The sequence below is a fragment of the Flavobacterium sp. genome, assembly GCF_049590715.1.
Taxonomy (GTDB): domain Bacteria; phylum Bacteroidota; class Bacteroidia; order Flavobacteriales; family Flavobacteriaceae; genus Flavobacterium.
The window spans coordinates 1-21,474 of record NZ_JBAWDL010000133.1; the positions used below are offsets into that span (position 1 = coordinate 1).

16 protein-coding genes and 1 pseudogene are annotated in these 21,474 nt (G+C 32.9%); 2 read left to right on the top strand and 15 right to left on the bottom strand.

All coding sequences use genetic code 11. The features are described from left to right. Both WBQ70_RS06005 and WBQ70_RS06010 read right to left on the bottom strand, forming a co-directional pair. Positions 1 to 432 (bottom strand): annotated as a pseudogene (locus WBQ70_RS06005) (o-succinylbenzoate synthase); the annotation flags it as partial. Positions 433 to 633: 201 nt separating this feature from the next. Next, positions 634 to 1,446: an enoyl-ACP reductase FabI gene (locus tag WBQ70_RS06010; RefSeq protein WP_423911718.1), complete on the bottom strand. Its 813-nt coding sequence runs from the start codon at positions 1,444 to 1,446 to the stop codon at positions 634 to 636. A 206-nt stretch (positions 1,447 to 1,652) separates the two neighbouring features. Between WBQ70_RS06010 and WBQ70_RS06015 the strand changes: the two genes are divergently transcribed. Continuing rightward, on the top strand, positions 1,653 to 1,811 hold the full coding sequence (locus tag WBQ70_RS06015) for a hypothetical protein (protein ID WP_423911720.1): 159 nt from the start codon (positions 1,653 to 1,655) through the stop codon (positions 1,809 to 1,811). A gap of 227 nt (positions 1,812 to 2,038) precedes the next feature. Here WBQ70_RS06015 and cmk read toward each other — a convergent pair whose 3' ends face one another. The 10 genes from cmk to WBQ70_RS06065 all read right to left on the bottom strand — a co-directional run bounded on the left by cmk (position 2,039) and on the right by WBQ70_RS06065 (position 18,088). Next, a complete protein-coding gene (cmk, locus tag WBQ70_RS06020) occupies positions 2,039 to 2,728 on the bottom strand; it encodes a (d)CMP kinase (protein WP_423911721.1) in 690 nt (229 codons plus the stop codon). 8 nt (positions 2,729 to 2,736) lie between these two features. Further along, positions 2,737 to 3,756 carry a type IX secretion system protein PorQ gene (gene porQ / locus WBQ70_RS06025; RefSeq protein WP_423911723.1) on the bottom strand — a complete coding sequence of 340 codons (1,020 nt, stop codon included), beginning with the start codon at positions 3,754 to 3,756 and terminating at the stop codon, positions 2,737 to 2,739. A 163-nt stretch (positions 3,757 to 3,919) separates the two neighbouring features. Continuing rightward, entirely contained in the window at positions 3,920 to 6,370 is a 2,451-nt protein-coding gene (gene lon, locus WBQ70_RS06030) for an endopeptidase La (protein WP_423911726.1), read from the bottom strand. 186 nt (positions 6,371 to 6,556) lie between these two features. Further along, entirely contained in the window at positions 6,557 to 7,873 is a 1,317-nt protein-coding gene (locus tag WBQ70_RS06035; protein ID WP_423911729.1) for an MFS transporter, read from the bottom strand. 124 nt (positions 7,874 to 7,997) lie between these two features. After that, entirely contained in the window at positions 7,998 to 8,813 is an 816-nt protein-coding gene (locus WBQ70_RS06040; protein ID WP_423911732.1) for a M48 family metallopeptidase, read from the bottom strand. 36 nt (positions 8,814 to 8,849) lie between these two features. Continuing rightward, on the bottom strand, positions 8,850 to 11,249 hold the full coding sequence (locus WBQ70_RS06045; RefSeq protein WP_423911735.1) for a glycoside hydrolase family 31 protein: 2,400 nt from the start codon (positions 11,247 to 11,249) through the stop codon (positions 8,850 to 8,852). Positions 11,250 to 11,446: 197 nt separating this feature from the next. Beyond that, the gene (gene glgB, locus WBQ70_RS06050; RefSeq protein WP_423911737.1) at positions 11,447 to 13,354 is read right to left on the bottom strand and encodes a 1,4-alpha-glucan branching protein GlgB; all 1,908 of its coding nucleotides are present in this window, start codon (positions 13,352 to 13,354) and stop codon (positions 11,447 to 11,449) included. A 45-nt stretch (positions 13,355 to 13,399) separates the two neighbouring features. Continuing rightward, positions 13,400 to 15,334 (bottom strand): alpha-1,4-glucan--maltose-1-phosphate maltosyltransferase, encoded by a 1,935-nt coding sequence (locus WBQ70_RS06055; RefSeq protein ID WP_423911739.1) that lies wholly within the window; start codon positions 15,332 to 15,334, stop codon positions 13,400 to 13,402. 63 nt (positions 15,335 to 15,397) lie between these two features. Next, on the bottom strand, positions 15,398 to 16,678 hold the full coding sequence (locus WBQ70_RS06060) for a glucose-1-phosphate adenylyltransferase (RefSeq protein ID WP_423911741.1): 1,281 nt from the start codon (positions 16,676 to 16,678) through the stop codon (positions 15,398 to 15,400). A gap of 3 nt (positions 16,679 to 16,681) precedes the next feature. Next, on the bottom strand, positions 16,682 to 18,088 hold the full coding sequence (locus WBQ70_RS06065; RefSeq protein ID WP_423911744.1) for a glycogen synthase: 1,407 nt from the start codon (positions 18,086 to 18,088) through the stop codon (positions 16,682 to 16,684). Positions 18,089 to 18,528: 440 nt separating this feature from the next. Between WBQ70_RS06065 and msrB the strand changes: the two genes are divergently transcribed. Then, positions 18,529 to 18,924, top strand: a complete 396-nt coding sequence (msrB, locus tag WBQ70_RS06070; protein WP_423911746.1) for a peptide-methionine (R)-S-oxide reductase MsrB — start codon at positions 18,529 to 18,531, stop codon at positions 18,922 to 18,924. 74 nt (positions 18,925 to 18,998) lie between these two features. Here the strand turns inward: msrB and WBQ70_RS06075 are convergent, their stop codons facing one another. Genes WBQ70_RS06075 through WBQ70_RS06085 form a run of 3 tightly spaced genes read right to left on the bottom strand, consistent with a single transcriptional unit; the run spans position 18,999 to position 21,304 of the window. Next, entirely contained in the window at positions 18,999 to 19,736 is a 738-nt protein-coding gene (locus WBQ70_RS06075; RefSeq protein ID WP_423911749.1) for an MlaD family protein, read from the bottom strand. A gap of 6 nt (positions 19,737 to 19,742) precedes the next feature. Continuing rightward, positions 19,743 to 20,486 (bottom strand): ABC transporter ATP-binding protein, encoded by a 744-nt coding sequence (locus WBQ70_RS06080; RefSeq protein WP_423911752.1) that lies wholly within the window; start codon positions 20,484 to 20,486, stop codon positions 19,743 to 19,745. Then, entirely contained in the window at positions 20,486 to 21,304 is an 819-nt protein-coding gene (locus WBQ70_RS06085; RefSeq protein ID WP_423911755.1) for an MlaE family ABC transporter permease, read from the bottom strand. Before WBQ70_RS06085 ends, WBQ70_RS06080 begins: the two co-directional genes overlap by 1 nt. Between the last annotated feature and the right edge of the window lie 170 nt (positions 21,305 to 21,474).

Consider the following 21,474-nt stretch of genomic DNA (forward strand, 5'->3'; position numbering starts at 1 on the left):
GGTAAACCCTTGTTTAATTTTATCGTTAATTTGGTCCATCATAAAATCGGCATCACCCATCCAAACCAAACCATTAATTACGATCGGTTTTCCTTCGTTTGTAAAGGCTGACGGGAATAACAAAAAAGGGTCTACACTATTCAAAGAACGGAACGCCATTTCGACACCAAATTGTATCGACGGGAACTCTAACAAAGCTTCCCACAAAGCCTCTTTACCTAGCTGAATATTATCACAGGTCCATTGTAATTTTTCTTCATAATCCGGACGATCATCCGCACTTAAACCTCTTAAGATTCCGCACTCTCCTATTCCTTTTTTACCGTCTTTTTCAAGAACAATAAACCAAGTTTCTTTTTGCGTCATCACTCCTCTGGAAGTTCCAGATGGTCTTTTAAAATCGAGAATGTATTTATGGTAAGATGCTTTCATAAGTATTTATTTTAAAAATGTACGCGCGTTTTTTTACCGCTAATTGCTCCGCCTATTCGCTGGCACTCGGGTCGCAATTTTTTATTAATTTATTCGAAATTAAGTAACCGCTTAGAGCGGAATTGGCGCTAATTTTACAGTCAAAAACTTAGCATTCCAATAAATAAATAAATCTGCGAATTAGCGGTAAACCTCATGACTTTACTTCTCCTCAAACATGTGCATGATTTCTTGGCTCACTCCCATATTCGAGAATCCGCCGTCGTTGTATAAGTTTTGAAGTGTAACTTTCTTCGTTAAATCCGAAAAAAGTGTCAAGGCATAATTCGCGCAATCCAAAGCCGAAGCGTTTCCTAAAGGCGACATTTTCTCAGCAAAGGAAATGAATTCATCAAAACCTTTTACCCCTTGTCCCGCTCTAGTAGCCGTAGGCGATTGCGAAATCGTGTTTACACGTACGTTCTTATCTCTACCAAAGAAATACCCAAAACTACGCGCAATCGACTCTAAGAATGCCTTATTATCCGCCATATCATTGTAATCAGGGAACACACGTTGCGCTGCCATATACGATAACGCCACAATGCTTCCCCACTCGTTCATTGCCTCTTTTTTGTACAAAACCTGCATCACTTTATGAAAAGAAACCGCAGACACATTCCACCCTTTTTGCGTAAAATCATAATTCTGATCGATATAATGATTCCCCTTGCGCACATTCACAGACATCCCGATAGAATGCAACACAAAATCAATTTTACCACCCAAAATGGCCATTGACTGCGCCACTAGATTTTCTAAATCTTCAATTGAAGTCGCATCAGCAGGAATAACTTGCGAGTTGGTTTTTTGTGCCAAAACATCAATTTCGCCTAAACGTATCGAAGCAGGTGCATTGGTCAATACAAAAATGCCACCCTCCTCATGCACGCGTTCGGCCGTTTTCCAGGCAATCGAATGTTCATCCAAAGCTCCAAAAATAATTCCTCTTTTCCCTTTCAATAAATTGTACATAGTTCACTATTTTATAAAATCATCCAAAAATACACAATCCAACACTGGCTCGCAATAGCCGTACATTTTTCGTTTTTAAGCCCACAACATTTGGTGCATTTAGGAAGATCGCTCCTGCCATCCGTTATATCTTGTGGCTGCTGGCATTTATGTTACCACAAGGATACCACTACTGATATGGGGTTTTTCATGCTATTGTTTTAAAAGTGTGGCCAAAATTAGACTTTATTTTTCAAGGGAAAGCTCGTAAATATCGTGGTATTAAAGTGGATGAATTAGGTAAGGCTATTGCTAACAATGTATTGACTATAGGTATTGGAACAGAATACTTTCTATATGATGATTTTAAAAGTTTAATACGTTAATTAGGAGTGTAATTTGGATAGAGCTTGTAGATAACGCCCCAGACCGTAGTGGTAACCTGAGAATTTATGGTTATTTCTTAAAATCATTGAGAGAGTGACCTAAGGAAGCTCCTCTAGTGATTAGTGAAGGACAAGTTCGGATTGCCAGAATAGGTGCATAAAATCTCTTAAAAGACACTTTTACGATACCTTTTGAAAGTTTTTATATTTTTTATTTGAAGTGTTTTTTAGCTATTTGCTTTTTGAACCAAATCTAAAACTAAGGACAGTTGCTCTTCTCTAGTCATGTTTGAATTGTCAATTTCAATGGCATCAACCGCTTTTACTAATGGGGAGTTTTCTCTGTGAGTATCAATATAATCTCTTTCGACTACATTATTATATACTTCGTCATAACTCACGGTGTCCCCTTTAGTGACAAGTTCATCATAACGGCGTTGTGCTCTAGTGGATGCACTTGCGGTCATATAAATTTTAAGTTCGGCATTTGGAAAAACAACCGTTCCAATATCTCTACCGTCCATAACAATTCCTTTATTCTTTCCCATTTCTTGTTGTTGTTCGACTAATTTCAGTCGTACTTCAGCTAATTCAGCTACTTTGCTTACAAAACTCGAAACTTCGATGGTGCGAATTTCTTTTTCAACATCCACATCATTCAATAGGATCGCAGCAAAACCCAATTCAGGTTTGAATTGAAACTGCAATCGGATAGAAGCTAAACTATTTATTAATGATTCTTTATCAAATGATTGATCGGTGATAAACCCTTTTTGCATCGCAAAAAGTGAAATAGCACGATACATGGCACCAGTATCTACATATACATAGCCTAGTTGACTTGCTAGTTGTTTGGCTAATGTACTTTTCCCAGTAGATGAAAACCCATCTATTGCTATGGTTATTTTTGAACTCAAATTGTTTTTTATTGAAAATTAATGGTCAACCCAAAAAGACTGGTATTCCCTGCCAAAGTATATCTTGAATACGAATAATCAAACTTTAATTTATTCATTCTCAATCCAAAACCTACTGAGAAACCTGAAAAATTACGTTGCTCTAATATTTTTAACTCCTGTGCTCTTCTGAAATTATAACTTGCTCTTAAGTTGAATGCTCTTTTTGGAAACAATTCAGCTCCTACAATCACATGTCTAATAGCGTTTCCTAAAAAAGAAATTTTTTCTTCTGTAGAAGTTCCGTCGATAGAGCTCTCAGCTTGTACTGGGTTAGAAAACGAAACATTCCATTGTTGTAAATTTTCTAAAGTAAGATGCCATCGAATAGGAACATGTTCTAATTCCTGTGAAACCCCTAAGATAATTTCCAAAGGCAATGGTTCACTAATTCCGGAATAAGTTGTGAATTGTGTCCCAATATTACGAATCGCTAACCCCCAATTGATATCATTCTTTTCGTCAATATAAATGGCTCCAAAATCAATCGCTCCACCAAATGAAGAATAGGTTTCTAAGTTTGAAGAAATTAATTTAGCATTAGCTCCCAAATACAAAGAGGTATAAGGAACATTATATGCATACCCTCCAGAAAGTGCTATTTCGCTACCAGTAAAGCTATTGGTTTGTTGTCCATTTTCATCATACCCTTCAAAAGTCCCATAATTAATGTAATTGACACCTGCATGAAAAGTTTGAAGATGACGATCATAAGTGTACGCATAAGAAGCGGTACCGTAGGTTACTTCGCCAAAATAATTTCCGTAATTAATTGACAAATGATTGTCCATTTCAGGATTTATCGAAGCAGGATTAAAAATCCCTTGATTAACATCCTCGTCATAAATCGTTACCGTTTTTCCTCCTAATGCAGCTTGCCTAGGTGAAGTTACCAAATTCAAAAACTGATAAACACTCTTACCTCCTATCTGAGCATAGGACAAAGAACAAAAAAATAAAGACAAAAAGACAAGATGCTTTTTTAACATGCTCAATATTGGGTTTAGGTAAAACGCAGCTGCGAAGATAAAATTAATATACTATAATTAGTTGGTTTTTTATTGAAAATCAAATAATAATAACAAAACCAAAATTAGACACATTTATTGTTCGTCTAATTTTGGTTTTTATAAAAAACATCTTTCGTGCTTATTATAGCTTTTTAGCGTTTTTTACCTTTTGTTCTGTAATCGCAATTTCTAGGACTTCATTCATTTCTTTGACATAGTGAAAAGTAAGACCTTCAATGTATTCTGGTTTGATTTCATCAACATCACTTTTGTTCTCATGACATAAAATCAATTCTTTAATATTTGCTCTTTTGGCAGCCAATATTTTTTCTTTGATTCCTCCCACAGGTAGCACTTTTCCTCTCAATGTAATCTCGCCTGTCATGGCGATATTTTTCTTTATTCTTTTTTGTGTAAACAAAGAAACTAATGAAGTCAACATGGCAATTCCAGCACTTGGTCCATCTTTTGGCGTAGCCCCTTCTGGTACGTGCAAATGGACATTGTATTTGGTTAATATTTCAGGATTTAAACCTAATAATTCTGTATTTGCCTTGATGTACTCTAAGGCAATAGTAGCAGACTCTTTCATCACTGTTCCTAAATTCCCTGTGATGGTCATTCCACCTTTTCCTGGAGAAATTAATGATTCTATAAATAAAATATCGCCACCTACACTTGTCCATGCTAATCCTGTGACCACTCCAGCCACATCATTAGTCTCATACTTGTCTCTTTCTAGTCGAGGAATTCCTAAAACTTCAACAATATCAGTATCAGTCACTTTCTTGTTATACTCTTCTTCCATCGCTACAGATTTAGCCGCATTACGAATCACTTGAGCAATTTTTGCTTCCAGACCACGAACTCCTGATTCCCGAGTGTACCCTTCAACGATTTTTTCCAATTGTTTTTTTCCAATGGTCAAATCTTTGGAAGTTAATCCATGTTCCTTTAATTGACGAGGAAATAAGTGTTGTTTGGCTATTTCTACTTTTTCCTCAATTGTATACCCAGACATCTTAATAACTTCCATACGGTCACGTAAAGCAGGTTGAATCGTCGACATATTATTAGAAGTTGCGATAAACATCACTTTAGACAGATCATATCCTAATTCGACAAAATTATCGTAAAAAGTACTGTTTTGCTCAGGATCCAATACTTCTAACAAAGCAGAAGATGGATCTCCGTGATTGCTATTTGATAATTTATCAATTTCATCCAAAACAAAGACAGGATTAGACGTCCCTGCTTTTTTCAAACTTTGAATTATTCGACCTGGCATAGCGCCAATATAAGTTTTTCTGTGTCCTCTTATCTCTGCTTCATCACGCAATCCACCTAAAGAAATACGTACATACTCTCTTCCTAAAGCTTCGGCAACGGAACGACCAATCGAAGTTTTTCCAACACCTGGAGGTCCTGTCAAACAGATAATAGGTGATTTCATATCATTTCGCAATTTCAAAACTGCCAAATGCTCAATCATTCGCTTTTTTACTTCTTCTAAACCAAAATGATCTCGGTCTAAGATTTTCTGAGCGCGTTTTAAATCGAAATTATCTTTCGAATATTCGTTCCAAGGCAATTCTAATAATAATTCTAGATAATTTCTTTGGATTCCAAAATCAGGCGCTTGTGGATTCATGCGACGCATTTTGGATAATTCTTTTTCAAAATGAATTTGGTTCTTTTCGTCCCATTTTTTTGTTTTAGACTTTACCAACATTTCGTCCATTTCTTCTTCCTGAGACGTTCCACCCAATTCTTCTTGAATAGTTTTCATCTGTTGGTGCAAGAAATATTCTCTTTGCTGTTGGTCTAAATCAAAACGAACTTTAGACTGAATGTCATTTTTAAGTTCCAATTTTTGCAACTCAATATTCATGTATTTTAAAGTCTCTAAAGCTCTGTCTTTTAGATTGTTTATCGCTAATAAATCTTGTTTTTCTTTAACTGATAAATTCAAATTTGAAGTTACAAAATTAATTAAGAAAGACTGACTTTCAATATTCTTGATTGCAAAAGTAGCTTCACTTGGAATGTTTGGACTCTCCGTAATAATTTGGATTGCTAACTCCTTAACCGATTCTAAAATTGCCAAGAACTCTGAGTTTTTTCCCTTAGGTTTTTTCTCCAGAATGTCTTTGATATTAGCAGTCATATATGGTTCTTCTGAAACAACCGAAGAAATTTCAAATCGTTTTTTTCCTTGTAAAATTACCGTTGTATTCCCATCAGGCATTTTTAGAACACGTAGAATTCTAGCCACGGTTCCTATTTTATGAATATCGTTTTTAGTAGGTTCCTCAATATCTTCGTCGATTTGAGCAACTACTCCAATGACTTTGCCTTCCATATTAGCATCATCAATTAACTTGATGGATTTGTCACGTCCTGCGGTAATTGGAATAACAACTCCTGGAAATAAAACCATATTTCGTAAAGGAAGAATAGGAATAGTTTCTGGCAAAATTTCATTCATCATTTCCTCCTCGTCTTCGGGAGTTAATAATGGAATTAATTCAGCTTGTGAATCGATTTCTTGAAGTGACAGATTGTCAATAGTGCTTATTTTATGATTTGACATATATGTAATTAAGTCATTTTGTCACCAAACGAACATTCGTTCAGAGACAAAGTTAATAGATATGGTGTTTTATTTTATTGAAAATCAAACAGTAATACATTACCATGATTGACTTCACTTACTAAAGTCAATCATTATGCCACAAAAAAAATAGTTTTTTTTAAAGCTTTTTTAATATTAGTGAACTTAACTTACTTTTTTAGGAATTCTTTTTAACAAAATGACTCCCATTATAAAAAACAAAGCTAAGAAAACAATAGCCAATCGTGGACTTCCTGTGATTTGATCTATCGCACCATATACTAACATTCCTATGACGATACCTACTTTTTCAGAAACGTCATAGAAACTAAAAAATGAAGCGGTATCCTTGGTTTCAGGTAATAACTTAGAGTAGGTAGATCGTGATAAAGATTGGATTCCGCCCATAACAAGTCCAGCTATAGTTGCCATTATGTAAAAATGTATTGGTAATGAGATAAAATAAGCAAGAACACAAAATACAATCCAAATACTATTAATCACTATTAAAGTTGGAATATTACCCCATTTTTCAGATGCTTTAGAAGTCAAAACAGCTCCTAATATAGCTACTATTTGAATTAATAAAATACAGATAATTAATCCAATTGTACTTTCTTCTTTTGAGGACCATTGAATTTCTTGTGCACCAAAATAGGTTGCGACTAGCATTACTGTTTGTACGGCCATACTATACACAAAAAAACTTCGTAGGTATGCTTTCAAACGTACATTTTCATCCAGTAATAACCAAACCTTTTTAAGTTCGTTAAAACCATTAAATAGGATTGCTTTAGTGACCTTTTTTTGAGTAATATTTCCTTTTGGCAAATAATAATAGGAATATTGGCTAAATAAGATCCACCAAACCCCTACCATAACAAAGGAATATCGCATGGCCTTCATAGCAGCCTCTCCTTCTGTTCCTATAATACCAAAAAGGCTAGGTTTCATAATCATTGTGAGATTAATAATCAATAAAATAACGCTTCCTATGTATCCTAATGAATATCCTTTTGCACTAATCTCATCTTGTTGCTCAGGAAAAGCAATGTCTGGTAAATACGAATTATAAAAAACTAAACTCCCCCAATACCCTATTAATCCTAAAAAATAAAAGGTTAATCCAATATATATGTTTTCTAAATCAAACATGTACAATCCCATACATGAGAAAGCTCCTAGGTAACAAAAAAACTTCATAAAAGTTTTTTTATTCCCTACATAATCAGCAATTCCAGATAATAAAGGAGAAATTATTGAAACAACTAAAAACGCAGTTGCTGTAATAAAACTAATTAACGCTGTATTTTTTAGATGTAAACCAAATACATCTATATAATGATTATCCTTTAAAAACAAAGCTTCATAAAATATAGGAAATACTGCTGAAGCTATCGTAAGTGTGTACACTGAATTTGCCCAATCATAAAAAGCCCAAGCATTAAGTAGTTTTTTATCACCTTTTTGTAAATCAATCATAAAATTATTTTTGACGAATTTATTATTTTTTGAATAGTTTTTTGTCTAAAATCTAAAAAAAATAAAAAGAGGTTGTTTCACTAATTGTGAAACAACCTCTTGGATATCTTATTTTGCTTTTATTTTATTTAAAAACAACACCAAATTTAGCGGCAACCGCTTTTGCTTCTGGAACCATTGCTTTTAGATTAGCAATTCTAGTAGCATCCGAAGGGTGTGTACTTAACATTTCTGCTGGAGCTTGTCCACCTGAATTAGCTGACATTCTAGTCCAAAAATTAATTGATTCTTCAGGGTTATAACCAGCAATAGCCATTAAAACCAAACCAATTTTATCAGCTTCAGTTTCGTGACTTCTACTGAATGGCAACATTACCCCTACTTGTGAACCAATTCCATAATATTGCTGCCACATTTGTTGCTTTTCAGCGCTTTGACTTCCAGTTGCTACAGCAACTCCCGCAGCTCCTAAAGATTGTAATTGAGAAGCACTCATACGTTGTGCACCGTGATTAGCTAAAGCATGAGATACTTCGTGTCCCATTACTGTTGCTAAGCCTGCATCATCTTTTGCGATAGGCATAATTCCAGTGTAAACAACGATTTTACCACCTGGCATACACCAAGCATTTACCTCTTTGTTGTCAACCAATTTGTATTCCCAACGGTAATCTTTCAAGTAGTCTGTCTGTCCTAAGGATGCCAAGTATTTTTCTGCGGCATTTTTGATTTTAACACCTACTGATTCCACTCTTCTTGCGTCAGTTGTTCCTGTAATCACTTTGTTTTCTTTCAGAAACTCTCCGTATTGCTGAAAAGCCGAAGGAAACAACTCGCTATTAGATACAAAATTCAATGATTTTTTTCCTGTAAGTGGATTCGTTGCACATGAAAACAACAAACCAATGGTACAGAAACCTAAAACTATATTCTTTTTCATAATTTAAAATTTTAATACAAAAATAGCAATTTTGATTTATACTCCTGTTATATGTAATACAGTAAATTCCTTCTCTATGACTAAATAATTATCTTTATCCAAAGTTTTTTTATCGTAATCGAATTTTTCATTATTGATCTCTATACTTTTAACTTTAAAAGGTAAGCCTATCAAATTTATTTTATATTTAGAATAATTAGTATTGTATTTCCCTACTTTATGTAATTGGATAATTAAATCTTTTTCTTTACCCATAACATTAAAACTTAGAAAACTATACCTTCCCTTTTTATAATCATAACCGTCTTGTGCATCTTCATAAACAACTGATTTTTCTTTACCTACTTTGAAATAAACGTCTAAAATTAATTCATCAAAATCCAATTCACCTACATATTGCTGTACGGGATATTTAGGGATAATAGCTCCAGCTTTTACAAACACAGGGATTTCATCAAATTTAGAATCTACCCACATTTCTTTTCCTCCATTTATAAAAGCATTTGTCCAAAAGTTATACCATTGTCCTTTAGGAACATACATTCTTCTTCCTAATGAATTTGGTTCCAAAATAGGACATACTAAAATTTGATTTCCAAATAGAAATTCGTCGTTTCTATAATGCGTTTGAATATCTTCTTGATCAAAATATACTAACGGTTTCAGCATAGGTATCCCCTCTTCAATATATTGCCAAAACATTGTATATAAATATGGTAATAATTGGTATCGCAGATTTACAAATTTTCTTGTAATATCAATTACTTCATCGTCAAATGACCAAGGTTCTTGATTCCCGTGATCTCCTGAGGAATGTGTTCTACAAAAAGGATGAAAAACACCTAACTGAATCCAACGAGCGTACAATTCTCCAGAAGGTTGCTCAGCAAAACCACCAATATCAGATCCAGTGAATCCCATTCCTGAGATATTCATACGTTGCACCTGAACATTAGCAACCCATAAATGCTCCCAAGTGGCTACATTATCACCTGTCCAGGACGAAGTATAACGTTGTGCTCCAGCATAGGCTGAACGAGTAATTACGAAAGGTCTTTTAGGATAGGCAAATCTTTTTACTCCATGATAGGTAGCTCTTGCCATTTGTGTTCCGTAAATATTATGTGCTTTGCGATGACTACATGGATTTCCATCATAATCATGACGCACATCCATAGGAAACGTTTTATTTGGAACTTCCATAACGGCAGGTTCATTCATATCGTTCCAAACCCCTTTAACTCCAATCTCAGAAACTAATTCCTTGAATAATCCAGCCCACCATTCTCTAACTTCGGGGTTTGTATAATCTGGAAAATTACATTCTCCAGGCCAAACCTTTCCTTTCATATAGGGACCATCGGCTCTTTTACAAAAATAATCTTTAGCTAAGGCTTCTTTATAAACTGAATATTCTTTATCAATTTTGATTCCCGGATCAATTATTACTACTGTTTTAAATCCATCAGCCGCTAATTCAGCCACCATTCGTTTTGGATCAGGAAAATAATTTTTATCCCAAGTAAAACAACGAAAACCATCCATATAATCGATATCTAAATAAATAGCATCGCAGGGTATTTTTAATTCTCTAAATTTAGTTGTTATTTCTTTTACATTACTTTCAGGATAATAACTCCATTTACATTGATGGTACCCTAATGTCCAAAGTGGTGGTAATTCAGGTTTTCCAGTTAAGTCCGTATAAGTGGTTACAACATCTTGCATTTTAGGGCCATAAATGAAATAATAGTTCATTTCTCCGCCCTCAGCCCAAAAACTAGTCACATTCCGTCTTTCGTGAGAAAAATCAAAAAAAGTTCTAAACGTATTATCAAAGAAAATTCCGTAGGCTTGTTTATTTTGTAAACCTATATAAAAAGGAACTACTTTATATAATGGTTCTTGGTCTTTTTGATAGGCATATTGATCTGTTGCAAAATTTTCAATCCTTTTGCCTTTTAAGTTCATTTGAGTCGCTTTATCACCAAGTCCGTAGAAACATTCGCCGTCTTTTGACGCTTTACTCATTTTTACAATATTCCCACCAAACTCATAGCTTTCTTCCCAATGAAAGCCTAATTCATCTTCTAAAATGACCTTACCATTTAGATCATAAATAGAAATGCGTAGATCTTCTTTATGAATTTTACAAATTACTTTAGTCGTTATAATCTCAAAGTACCCTTCTTCCTCAATAACTTTCAAAAAATTATAACCATGAGAGTGTTTCTTATCTATTGCATATGAAAAATCATTGCTAAAATATCCTTTTGCAGTATATCGAAAACGCAACATACTATCTCTAAGTACAGTTACTTTTAAAATAACACTATTATCAGTATAAAAAGAAACAGAATCAACTTCATGTTCGTAGGAAACGATTTTTGACGGGTATAAATCCCCTTTATATTCTAATTCTGTATTCGTAATCATATTCTAATTTTTTATTAAAAAGCCTTTAGTTGAATGTACCAAATCTACAAAATTTATTTTTTAACTACTTTGAATTAAAGCCTTTATTGATAAAAAGGAGATTTTATTTTGAAAGAAAATAGCCCTAAATAAAGTATCGGTATTAATTATTGCTAATTAATACCGATACTATAAAAAAATCAAATTTTATAAATGATTTATGAAATTTTAAAGACAGCAACGCTCAATGGAGCTAGTACTAATTCAGCAGAATAATCTCTTCCATCGTATGGTGAAGACTCAATTGTAATTTCTGAAAGGTTATTTATACCACTTCCTCCGTAAATATCGGAGTCACTATTGAAAATTTCTTTTAATTTTCCTTTTCTAGGCAAACCTATTCTGTAATTAGTTCTAACCACTGGAGTAAAATTACACACAACAATTACACATTCTTTTGGGTCATTTCCATTTCTAATATACGACATGACCGCATTTTGATGATCTGAATAATTGATCCATTCAAATCCTTCTGGACTAAACTGTTTTTCGTGTAATGCTGGTTCTGTTTTATACAGCGCGTTCAAATCTGTAATAACTTTTTTAATCCCTTCGTGAAAAGGATATTGTAATAGATGCCAATCTAAACTTGCTTCAAAATTCCACTCGGCACTTTGACCAAATTCAGATCCCATAAACAATAATTTTGTTCCAGGATGTGTAAACATATACCCATAAAGAAGTCTTAGATTAGCAAATTTTTGCCACTCATCACCAGGCATTCTTCCAGCAATAGACTTTTTACCATATACTACTTCATCATGTGAAAGAGGCAACATAAAATTCTCTGAGAAAGCATACGTCATCGAAAAAGTCAAATCATTTTGATGGTATTTTCTATAAACTGTTTCTTTTTTGAAATATTCTAAAGTATCATGCATCCAACCCATCATCCATTTCATTCCAAATCCTAAACCGCCCATGAAAGTAGGTTTTGAAACCATTGGAAATGAGGTACTTTCTTCTGCTATGGTTTGAACCCCTTCAAAACTACCATAAACTGCTTCATTGAATTCCTTCAAAAAGCTGATAGTATCTAAGTTTTCACGTCCACCATATTCATTAGGTTCCCATTCTCCATCTTTTCTAGAATAATCTAAATACAACATTGATGCTACAGCATCCACACGTAACGCATCCACATGATAATGTTGTAACCAAAAGATAGCATTACTAATTAAGAACGAACGAACTTCGTTTCGACCATAATTAAAAACTAAACTTTTCCAGTCTGGATGGTAACCTTTTCGGCGATCAGGATGCTCGTATAAATTAGAACCATCAAAATATCCTAATCCGTGTGCATCATCAGGAAAATGTGAAGGTACCCAGTCTAAAATCACACCAATTCCAGCTTGGTGTAAGGCATCAACCAAAAGCATAAAACCTTGTGGGTCTCCAAAGCGAGATGTTGGAGCAAAATATCCTACTAATTGATATCCCCAAGAAGGATCATAAGGATATTCCATTACCGGCATAAACTCCACATGAGTAAACCCTGTTTCTTTAACATAATTTACTAAATCTACAGCAAATTCTTGATAGGTTAAAAAGCGGTTTTCTTCACCATGGCGTTTCCAGGAACCTAGATGCACTTCGTAAACTGAATAAGGCTTATCTAGACCGTTATGATCTTTTCTAGTTTTCATCCAGTTTTCATCTTTCCATTTGTAATCTAAATCCCAAACTACAGAAGCTGTATGAGGTGGTTTTTCACAATAAAAAGCAAATGGATCTGCTTTTTCAGTAATTACACCACCATTATTAGATTGTATTTTGTATTTATATGTTGTTCCTTTTTCGACACCTGGAATAAAACCTTCCCAAATACCTGAGGAATCCCATCGTACATTTAATTGATGTTCCCCTTGGATCCAATAATTAAAATCTCCAACAACAGAAACCGAACGAGCAGTAGGTGCCCATATGGCAAAATACACTCCTTTTACTCCATCAACATCAATAAGATGCGCTCCTAATTTTTCGTAAAGTCGGAAATGTTTTCCCCCCTTAAACAAATCGATATCAAAATCAGTAAAAAGAGAATGCGTTTGTACTTTATTCATTTTTTGGTTTGTTTTTTTAAACAATAATAGTAGTTAATTTTTTATTCAATCTTGAATTTGAAACAAATGAAAAGGCATATTTGGACTTAGCTCAACAAAATTCCATTCTTTATCCCATACATAACTATTTCCTGTAATTAAATCTACAATGTTGACAGGGTTAATTCCTAATTCAGCGATTGGTAATTGTACCATTGCTTGCGTAGTATGATCCGCATTCAAACTAACGACCATTAATGTTTTATTACGTTTTTCATCATCAAACTTATAATACGCTATAATCTCATCATTATTAGTATTACAAAAAATAATATTATTAGTTTGTTGCAAAGAAGTTTGTTCTTTACGGATACCATTTATCTTCGAAATTAAAGTGGTTAATTTATTTTGAATAGTCCAATCCCATTTATAAAACTCATATTTCTCAGAGTTAAGATATTCTTCTTTTCCAGGAGCCATTGGTTCACATACCATATACTCATACACAGGGCCATAGATACCTACGCTTGAACTTAAAGTGGCAGCTAAAAAGTATTTCTGTAAATGTATCGATTCACTTCCACTTTGTAAAGAAAATGGATTAATATCGGGTGTATTAGGCCAGAAATTAGGACGATAAAATTCTTTTTGTTCGGATTGCGTTAACTCACTTACATACTCAGTCAATTCAGCTTTAGAATTTCTCCAAGTAAAATAAGTATAGGATTGACTAAAACCTTGTTTAGCCAATTCATTCATAATTTTAGGTCGTGTAAAAGCTTCGGCTAAAAATAAAACATCAGGATGTTTTTTCTTGATTTCACCTATCAACCAACCCCAGAAGTAAAAAGGTTTAGTGTGCGGATTATCAACTCTATAAATCTTAATATTACATTCTTCGATCCAAAATAAAGCAACATCTAATAATTCTTTCCATAAATTTTTCCAGTCCGTACTTTCAAAATATATTGGTTGAATATCTTGGTATTTTTTTGGCGGATTTTCAGCATATTGCACCGTTCCATCTGGTCTCCATTTGAACCATTGTGGAAAATCTTTCACATATGGATGATCTGGAGCCGCTTGCAAAGCATAATCCATTGCAACCTCAATACCTAATTCTTGTGCTCTATTCACTAATTCTTTAAAATCTTCAATAGAACCTAATTCAGGATGCGTTGATTTATGACCTCCATGAACAGAACCAATTCCCCATGGTGAGCCTACATCTCCATATTCAGCATTTGTTGCATTGTTTTTACCTTTTCTATTTACTTCTCCTATAGGATGAATTGGTGGAAAATACAATGTGTCAAATCCCATTTCAGCTACTCTTGATAATAATGGTATACAATCTTTAAATGTTCCGTGCTTCCCATCTTCTTGAGATGTTGAACGAGGAAAAAACTCATACCAAGTGCTGAATAATGCTTTTTTTCTATCTACATAAACTCCTAATTCAGCCGATTTATTTGCCAAAAATCGCGAAGGATGTTTTTTGAAGATAGCCGTCAATTTAGGTGAGTTTACTTCATGAATTGCTTTGTCATATTCTGATTCATTTGTAAATAAATAATCAATATGACCTAAATAATCACTTTCAGAAGTAGTTACCCATTCTCTAACGGCTCTTACGTATTCAGCACCTTCTAATAGCTCTGATTTTACATATTGATTGTCTTGGATTTTTCGATCAGTACCGTGTTGCCAGTTTAAAGCATAATCAACCCAAGCTTCTACGTAATAGGTGTAATTTCCTTGTTTTTCAACTTTAAATTCGGCAAACCACTCGTCATTAACAGCAGGAGTCATTCTAACTTCTTTCCATTTTTTCTCCTTCTCCTGTTTGTATTTTACACAAGCTTCCACAACATCATGTCCGTCTGCAAAAACAGCGGCAGTTACTCTTACTGTTTGACCTACAATCCTTTTTATTGGAAATGCTCCACCGTCTAATTGGGGCATCACATTTTCTATTATAATTCGAGTTTGATTCTGCATTTTAATATTTTATAAGTATTCTTGTTTTATATCTTTGGTTATCAAGTTTACTGTAAGTTTAAATTATTTAATTACATAATTATCAGGAATGACAGCTCCTTTTTTAATGACTACAATTCCTTGTTTTACAGCATATAATTCATTAGAAGAATTCTCTAAATGCTCTCCACCACAGATATACACATCATTTCCTATGCGACAATTTTTATCAATTAAAGCATTCTTGATATAACATCTTTCCCCAATACCTACTAATATTTTATTATTATTTCTTTCATCTTCCATGGTTTCAATACTTTGGTACAAATCATTACCCATTATGTAGCAATTTTGAATCACGGTATCTTTACCGATCCGAGAACGAATTCCAATAACTGATTTATTTATTTCTTTGGCATTCAAAATACAACCTTCAGAAATTAAAGAACGATCAATATTAGTGTTTTGAAACTTCGATGGTGGTAATAACCTTGGTCTAGTGTAAATTTTATTATCATTATCAAATAAATTAAACTGAGGAACATCATCAGTCAAACCAATATTTGCTTCAAAGAAAGAGTCAATATTTCCAATATCAGTCCAATAACCTTCATATTGATAACTTAAGACTCTATTTGTTTCCACTGCTTGTGGGATAATTTCTTTACCAAAATCTTTAGTTTCAAAATTGCTCATCAAATCCACTAATAAGTCTTTATTAAAGATATAGATCCCCATTGAAGCTAAGTAATTTTTTCCTTCTGCTTTCATTTGATCACTTACATTTGACGTCCAATCTGGCAACAATTCTTTAGCTGGTTTTTCAATAAAAGATTCAATAAAATTGTCTTTATTTGTTTTTAATATACCAAATTCAGGTGCATCTTTATCGTTAACGGGTAATGTGGCGATGGAAATCTCAGCATCTTTTCGAATGTGTTCTTCGATCATTTCATTCAAATCCATTTGATATAATTGGTCACCAGAAAGAATTAATGCATAATCAAAATCATGATTTAAAAAATGAGGCATACATTGTCTTACAGCATCTGCAGTTCCTTGAAACCAAGTAGGATTATCAGGAGTTTGCTCCGCTGCTAAAATATCAACAAAAGCTTGACTAAAAGCACTAAACACATAGGTATTCTTGATGTGTGCATTCAATGAAGCGGAGTTAAATTGTGTCAAAACAAACATCCTATAGATATCTGAATTCATACAATTAGAAATAGGAATATCAACCAATCTATATTTACCTCCAATTGGTACGGCAGGTTTAGACCTCGATTCTGTCAATGGATATAATCTTGATCCTTGACCACCTCCTAGAATAATTGCAATCACATTTTTTCGCTTCGCTTTCATCTTTTATTTTATTATTAAATTATACATTTTTAAATATTCTTGATATGCATTTTCCCATGAATGATTGAGCATCATTCCAGATTTTGCAATTATTTTTATTTTTTCTTTATCTTGATACAATTCATACGCTCTTTGAATAGCGTTGCAAACATCTTCTACCGTTGCTTGGTCATGACAAATTCCATATCCCCCCTCGTTAATATCAATAACAGTATCAATCAGGCCTCCTGTCCTTCGAACTATAGGAATAGTACCATATCGATAGCCGTACATTTGATTCAAGCCACATGATTCTATTCGGGAAGGCATTAAAATAAAATCAGAACCAGCGTAAATTTGATGGGCTAATTTTTCATTGAATTCAATACATACATTATAACTTCCTGCACAATCATTTAACACTAGATTCAGGCTTTCTTCTATATCCTTATTTCCAGAACCCAATATAAGGATATTAATTTTATTATTGTTTCTTACAATGGTTTTTCTTGCTATTTCTGCTAATAAATCCGCACCTTTTTCTTCATATAAGCGTCCAACAAAACTTATTAGTGGGTATTCAATATTGAGATTGAACAGATTACATAATTTTTCTTTATTTTTTTGTTTACCAAATTCAAAATCGTCCTCATTATAATTTAGAGTAATTAGGATATCTTTCTTGGGATTCCACACTTCATTATCTATTCCGTTTAAAATACCTCGTGATTTATATCGTGACTGATTGAACAATGTTTCTAACCCATATCCAATGTGATTAATTTCATTCAAATAATTAGGTGAAACAGTAGTGATTGCTCTAGCGCATTTTAATCCTACTGCTAATGAATTAATACATCCACCCCATTCCAGCTGGTGGGTTTTTGATAAATCATAATTTGGAAAATAATGTAACTTGTCAAAACCAAATTGGCCTTGGTACAAAGCATTATGAACAGTTAAAAGGGATGGAATAGCTTTTAGTGTTTCATAATTAAATGCTTGTTGCATCATAAAAGGAATAATAGCAGTGTGGTGATCATGACAGTGAATAATATCAAATTGAGAATCTTGACTTACAAACCAATCTAAAGTAGCGATTTGAAAAGCCATAAAACGCTCAATATCATCTTTGTAGCCATATATGTCACTTCGGTCAAAAAGTTCTGGAATCGCAATCAGAAATAAATCAAAGCCTAAATCAGGATTTACACCTTTACGTACACTAAAAGGAAAGTTAAAATGACCTAATTTAACCTTAGATGAATGAATAGTTTCAAATTCATGCTCTTTTATAAACTTCGTTTCATAACAAGGAATCACCACACTAACATTATGTTTAGCTTTAAATTGGTGTTTTGCTATTGTTCCAACAACATCTCCTAAACCACCAACTTTAGCTACAGGATAACATTCTGCACTAATATGCACTATTTTTAATACCTCCATTTATTGTATTCCTAAGCATGTTAATCAAATTACTGATACTATTTTAGTAAAGCATGATTATAAAAAATTCATTCTAAAAACATTGTTAAAATGACATTTATGTTTCTCTAAATTTATGAAAAAAAAAGTTAGATAAAAGTCAGTTGCAAAAAATAATATAATGTTAATAAAAACCGTTTTTCAATTGAAAAAGCTGATGATTTCTATATGTTTTAGGGATTGTACTTAATATATCTTTATAAAAGCGAAAAGTAAAAAATAATATTCATTTAAGTATTTGATTAAAAGTAACAGGTATAATTGATAATATATAAAGACATCTTCTATTATTTTTTGGAATATCATAAAAAAGAAATAATTTTATAGTGTTCATTATTACTTAGATAATTTACGTAAAAACATTACTATTTAAAAATAAAATCATGAAATATCCAATAGAAAAAACAGAAGAAGAATGGAAAAAACAACTAGGAAGTGAGCGTTACCGAATTTTAAGAGACAAAGGAACTGAATCTCCTCACTCAGGCACATACAATGTTCATTATGAAAATGGTACTTATTGCTGTGGTGGTTGCTCCGAAGCTCTATTTAAAAGCAGTTCCAAATTTGATGCACATTGTGGCTGGCCTTCTTTTGATGAAGCTATTCCAGGAAAAGTAAAAAATGTATTGGATAAAAGTCATGGTATGATTCGCACTGAAATTGTTTGCGCTAATTGTGGCGGTCATTTAGGACATGTATTTAATGATGGACCTACTAATACGGGTGAACGTTTTTGTGTGAATTCGTTGTCTGTAGACTTTAAAGAAAGTACATAATTTTATTCCATAAAAAGTGAGGCAGTTATTAAAAAACAACCTCACTTTTTAGGTTTTATTCTTTAGGTATTATTTTATTTTTTATTTTTCTCGGCTTGTTCTTTTGCTTCCTTCTCTTTCTCTTTTGCTAATTTTTCTTTCTCTTTTTCTTTATTTTTGAAATAGCCTCTGAGTAAAAAGTTATGTTTTGCTGCTTCCATATTTTCCTCTAATCCTTTTGAACTTTTTCTTAAGTTTGTCATGGTTTTATCTAAATCTTCAGCCATTCCTTCATCATTCATTAGTTTTCCAATGGTTCCTTCACCATTATTAACACTACTTAATAAAGATGCTAATTCATGAGTTATCACCTCTGCATTTTCGGCAGTAACCTTTACAGAATTTAATATGGCATCAAATTCTACAGGCTCAAAAGATTTAATCGTAGCTCCATCTTTAACCTCGGGAGATTTTGTACTTCCTTGAGAAATGGTTAAAATTTTATCTCCAATAACTCCTTCTGATGCTATGGATGCCTTACTGTCTTTTTTGATGAATTTTTTCACATCATTATCAATACTTGCCATGACGTTTACCGTCGAATCATTAATGATTGAAATGCCTTCAATAGTCCCTACGGAAATACCTGAAAAACGGACTTGCCCACCAATCTGTAATCCACTAACGTTCTTAAAATTAGTATTGATTTCAAATTTGGAACTAAATAAGTTTTGGTTACTACCAATAAAAAATAATATTACAAATAATATTACTATTCCTATAGTTACAAAAATACCTAGTTTTATTTTATATGTATTTTTATTTGTTTTCATAATCTCTTAATTAAAAAATGATTGAATATATGGATCACTATCTTTGATGAATTCTTCTAACTTTCCTTCTTTATAAACCTTTCCGTCTTTTATCATTATAATTCTATCTGCAACAGTTTTTACACATTTAATATCGTGAGTAATTATTATGGAAGAATTATTGAATTTGTTTTTAGTATCGTTTATCAAATTACTTATTTCATCAGAAGTAATGGGGTCTAAACCTGTTGTAGGTTCATCATAGAGAATTATTTTAGGATTCACCACTAAGGTTCTAGCTAATCCAATTCTTTTTTTCATACCTCCAGATAACTCAGAGGGCATCTTATCTATAGAATCAGGAAGACTTACATTTTCTAATGCCTCCACAATTTTATTATTTATTTCTTCTTTTGAAAATTTTTCCTTTAGTCTTGATAATGCAAAAGTCAAATTTTCCCGCACAGTCATTGAATCATACAGAGCAGCTCCCTGAAAAAGAAATCCTATTTTTTTCCGAACAACTATTAAATCTTCTTCGTTAATATCAGTTAATTCGTGTTTACCTACCAAAATACTCCCTTCATCGTGTTGTAAAAGACTTACAATACACTTAATTAACACAGATTTTCCAGAACCAGATTTCCCTAATACCACTAAATTTTCATTTTCGTGTAATTGTAATGTCAGTCCATCAAGCACTTTTTGATCGCCAAAACTTTTTTTAAGATCTTTAATGGCAATAATTACGTTGTTATCTATTTTTTCCATTACAATAAATCGGTTATTTGTACAGCAATTAAGTCTACAATGATTAATAATAATGATGAAGTAACTACAGCAGAATTTGCAGCTATACCCACACTTTCAGTTCCTCGTCCAGCATTATATCCCTTATAACATCCTACTAAACCAATTACTGCTCCAAAAAAGAATGATTTAATTATAGCTGGAACAATGTCAATAAACTCAACACTCTTAAAGGCTTGTGATATAAAAAGAGCTAGGCTTACATTATCTTTAATGTTAACTCCTAACCAACTCCCAAAAATCCCTATGGCATCAGCATATAAAGTCAAAACTGGAATCATTATAGTAGCAGCTAAAACCCTTGGGATAATTAAAAAATTTATTGGATTTGTATTAGACACCTCCATGGCATCAATTTGTTCGGTTACACGCATAGAACCTAATTCAGCACCCATGCTAGAACCAATTTTTCCAGCACATATTAAAGCCGTGATAACAGGTCCCATTTCTCTAATAATCGAAATAGCTACCATACTAGGCAACATAGCCACCGCACCAAAATTCACCAAAGAAGGTCTGGATTGAATAGTCAAAACTAAACCTATTATTAATCCGGTTATAGAAATTAACCCAACAGACTTATTACCAATCTGGTAACATTGTTTTAAAAATTCTTGAAATTCTAACCTATTGGAGAAAAGATTTCTAAAGATATTCCGTAGATAATCTACCACATTAGCCACCTTTATAAAGAACAAAATGAGAAACTCTTTTATTCTTTTATAAACTTGATTTGTTTTCGTTCTATTTTTATGCGAAGAAGGTATTTTTGTTTGCATAATTCTATCATTTTCTAATAGGATAAAATTACAACAAAGGTTGCGGTAGGAATTACATAATTTCAGTTTTTAATTATATAATCAACAACTTAGAAATTCTTGTAAATAAAATTTTAGTGCAAAAAAAAACTTCTCAATTTCTTGAGAAGTTTTGTGGGCGATGAGGGGTT

Coding starts and splice junctions, on each gene's coding strand:
- WBQ70_RS06075 (WP_423911749.1), bottom strand. CDS start 19,736: ATGAAAACAAATAAAAATACATATAAAATAAAACTAGGTATTTTTGTA.
- msrB (WP_423911746.1), top strand. CDS start 18,529: ATGAAATATCCAATAGAAAAAACAGAAGAAGAATGGAAAAAACAACTA.
- WBQ70_RS06010 (WP_423911718.1), bottom strand. CDS start 1,446: ATGTACAATTTATTGAAAGGGAAAAGAGGAATTATTTTTGGAGCTTTG.
- WBQ70_RS06040 (WP_423911732.1), bottom strand. CDS start 8,813: ATGAAAAAGAATATAGTTTTAGGTTTCTGTACCATTGGTTTGTTGTTT.
- glgB (WP_423911737.1), bottom strand. CDS start 13,354: ATGAATAAAGTACAAACGCATTCTCTTTTTACTGATTTTGATATCGAT.
- WBQ70_RS06055 (WP_423911739.1), bottom strand. CDS start 15,334: ATGCAGAATCAAACTCGAATTATAATAGAAAATGTGATGCCCCAATTA.
- lon (WP_423911726.1), bottom strand. CDS start 6,370: ATGTCAAATCATAAAATAAGCACTATTGACAATCTGTCACTTCAAGAA.
- WBQ70_RS06045 (WP_423911735.1), bottom strand. CDS start 11,249: ATGATTACGAATACAGAATTAGAATATAAAGGGGATTTATACCCGTCA.
- porQ (WP_423911723.1), bottom strand. CDS start 3,756: ATGTTAAAAAAGCATCTTGTCTTTTTGTCTTTATTTTTTTGTTCTTTG.
- WBQ70_RS06080 (WP_423911752.1), bottom strand. CDS start 20,486: ATGGAAAAAATAGATAACAACGTAATTATTGCCATTAAAGATCTTAAA.
- WBQ70_RS06060 (WP_423911741.1), bottom strand. CDS start 16,678: ATGAAAGCGAAGCGAAAAAATGTGATTGCAATTATTCTAGGAGGTGGT.
- WBQ70_RS06085 (WP_423911755.1), bottom strand. CDS start 21,304: ATGCAAACAAAAATACCTTCTTCGCATAAAAATAGAACGAAAACAAAT.
- WBQ70_RS06035 (WP_423911729.1), bottom strand. CDS start 7,873: ATGATTGATTTACAAAAAGGTGATAAAAAACTACTTAATGCTTGGGCT.